We start from the raw sequence: 3,138 nt of genomic DNA, 5'->3' as shown, positions 1-3,138 counted from the left end.
CGGTGTAGATGATGTTGCCGCCTTCGCCCACTGTGGTCGTTGCGGTCAGAACCACATCGACCTTGTCGATGGTGTCGTTGATCGTCGTGGTCGCGCCGTCGCCTGCAACTTCCAATTTCTCGAAGTTGCCGCCAGTGGTGTCAGTGATCTTGACGGTCTGGGTGCTTTTGTCGATGAACACATCATCGCCAGGTGCCGCAACAGTCACAGAGCCAACGGTTTCACCAGCTTTGATGGTGATGGTCGAGCCGTTATCGAGTTTCAGGGTTACATCGGTACCCGCTTTATTAGAGAGCGTAGCGGTGTAAGTGATCTGACCGCCTTCGTTCACTGCAGACGGAGCTGTCAGTGTCACAGTGGTGGTGTTGTCAGTGCCCGGTGTATCGGTGACGGTGGTGCTGACCGGCGTCGTACCCGGTACCAAGTTTTCGAAGTGCTCGCCGCCGGTGACGCCTTTGATGGCGGTAGTGACGGTTTGATCGCCTTTATACACATCATCTGGAGCTACAACGGTGACGGTGCCGCTGGACTGGTTCACACCAATGGTGATGGTTTTGCCGTTATCGAGAGTGACGGTCAGCGGGCTGGTGATGTTGGTCACCAGCGCGCCGTTTTTATCCACGAGGCTGGCGGTGTAGATGATGTTGCCACCTTCGCCAACGGTGGTGGTGGCGGTCAGGACTACATCCACTTTGTCGATGGTGTCGTTGATCGTCGTGGTCGCGCCGTCGCCTGCAACTTCCAATTTCTCGAAGTTACCGCCAGTGGTGTCAGTGATCTTGACGGTCTGAGTGCTCTTGTCGATGAACACGTCATCGCTTGGTGCAGCAACAGTCACAGAGCCAACGGTGTCACCGGCTTTAATGGTGATAGACGAACCGTTATCGAGTTTCAGGGTTACGTCAGTACCGGCCTTGTTGCTCAAGGTCGCTGTGTAGGTGATTTGACCACCTTCATTGACTGCGCTTGGCGCGGTCAGCGTGACAGTAGTGGTGTTATCAGTGCCCGGAGTATCGGTAACGGTAGTGCTGACAGGCGTTGTGCCTGGAACCAAATTCTCGAAGTGCTCGCCGCCAGTCACATTAGTGATAGCGGTAGTGACGGTTTGGTCGCCCTTGTACACGTCATCTGGAGCGACAACAGTGATGTTGCCGCTGGTCTGATTAACGCCGATGGTGATGGTCTGGCCGTTATCGAGAGTGACGATCAACGGGTTGGTGATGTTAGTCACTGCCGCGCCGTTTTTATCCACAAGGCTGGCGGTGTAGATGATGTTGCCGCCTTCGCCCACTGTGGTCGTTGCGGTCAGAACCACATCGACCTTGTCGATGGTGTCGTTGATCGTCGTGGTCGCGCCGTCGCCTGCAACTTCCAATTTCTCGAAGTTACCGCCAGTGGTGTCAGTGATCTTGACGGTCTGAGTGCTCTTGTCGATGAACACGTCATCGCTTGGTGCAGCAACAGTCACAGAGCCAACGGTGTCACCGGCTTTAATGGTGATAGACGAACCGTTATCCAACTTCAGCGTTACATCAGTGCCCGCTTTATTGGAAAGCGTAGCGGTGTACGTAATCTGACCACCCTCGTTCGCCTCGGGCGGAGCCGTCAAGGTGACCGTGGTGGTGTCAATCGAGTCGGTAATCGTGGTGACCGCAGGTGTAGTGTTCGGCACCAGGTTTTCGAAGTTGCCACCGGTCGCGCCAGTGATGGTGGTGCTCACCGTGCTGCCATTGACGTAGACGTCGTTCGGCGCAGTCTCGACCACCACGGTGCCGACAGATTCGCCCGCTTTGATAGTGATCACCGAGCCATCGCTCAAGGTGACGGTTACCGGGGTTTGCGCCGGATTGGTCAAGGTGGCGGTGTAGGTGATCTGCCCACCTTCGGTCACGGTATTGGTAGCCGTCAGCGAAACAGTGGTGGTGTCGATCGAATCAGTAATCGTAGTAACCGCAGGCGTGGTGCTCGGTACCAGGTTTTCAAAGTTGCCGCCGGTTGCGCCGGTAATAGTGGTGCTGACGGTCGAACCATTGTTGTAAACGTCGTTCGCCGGGGTGTCGATCACAACGGTGCCGGTCGATTCACCCGCTTTGATCGTGATCACCGAGCCATTGCTCAAGGTGACAGTCACCGGCGTCTGCGCCGGGTTGGTCAGGGTGGCGGTGTAGGTGATCTGGCCGCCTTCGGTCACGGTGTTACCCGCCGTCAGCGTGACGGTTGTGGTGTCGATCGAATCAGTGATCGTGGTAACCGCAGGCGTAGTGCTCGGTACCAGATTCTCAAAGTTGCCGCCTGTCGCGCCGGTAATAGTGGTGCTGACAGTGGAGCCATTGTTGTAAACGTCATTGGCCGGCGTATCGACCACAACAGTGCCAACCGACTCCCCAGCCTTGATGGTAATCACCGAGCCATTGCTCAAGGTGACAGTCACCGGCGTCTGCGCCGGGTTGGTCAAGGTAGCGGTGTAGGTAATCTGACCGCCTTCGGTCACGGTGTTACCCGCCGTCAGCGTGACGGTGGTGGTGTCGATCGAATCAGTGATCGTGGTAACCGCAGGCGTAGTGCTCGGTACCAGGTTCTCAAAGTTGCCGCCAGTCGCGCCGGTAATAGTGGTGCTGACAGTGGAGCCATTGTTGTAAACGTCATTGGCCGGCGTATCGACCACAACAGTGCCAACCGACTCCCCAGCCTTGATGGTAATCACCGAGCCGTTGCTCAAGGTGACAGTCACCGGCGTCTGCGCCGGGTTGGTCAAGGTGGCGGTATAGGTAATCTGACCGCCTTCGGTCACGGTGTTACCCGCCGTCAGCGTGACGGTGGTGGTGTCGATCGAATCAGTAATCGTGGTAACCGCAGGCGTAGTGCTCGGTACCAGGTTCTCAAAGTTGCCACCGGTAGCGCCGGTAATAGTGGTGCTGACGGTCGAACCATTGTTGTAAACGTCGTTCGCCGGGGTGTCGATCACAACGGTGCCGGTCGATTCACCCGCTTTGATCGTGATCACCGAGCCATTGCTCAAGGTGACGGTCACCGGCGTCTGCGCCGGGTTGGTCAAGGTAGCGGTATAGGTAATCTGACCGCCTTCGGTCACGGTGTTACCCGCCGTCAGCGTGACGGTGGTGGTGTCGATCGAATCAG

General features: G+C 56.9%; 1 protein-coding gene. It reads right to left on the bottom strand.

Going from position 1 to position 3,138, the window contains the following annotated elements; translation table 11 throughout:
- The coding region (locus ACTD9P_RS29430; RefSeq protein ID WP_438870395.1) for a beta strand repeat-containing protein at positions 1-3,138 on the bottom strand (3,138 nt) is incomplete at both ends.

The organism is Pseudomonas onubensis (assembly GCF_965653655.1).
Lineage (GTDB): Bacteria > Pseudomonadota > Gammaproteobacteria > Pseudomonadales > Pseudomonadaceae > Aquipseudomonas.
The sequence above is the reverse complement of the archived record's forward strand: the minus strand, read 5'-3'. Positions and strand labels throughout refer to the sequence as shown.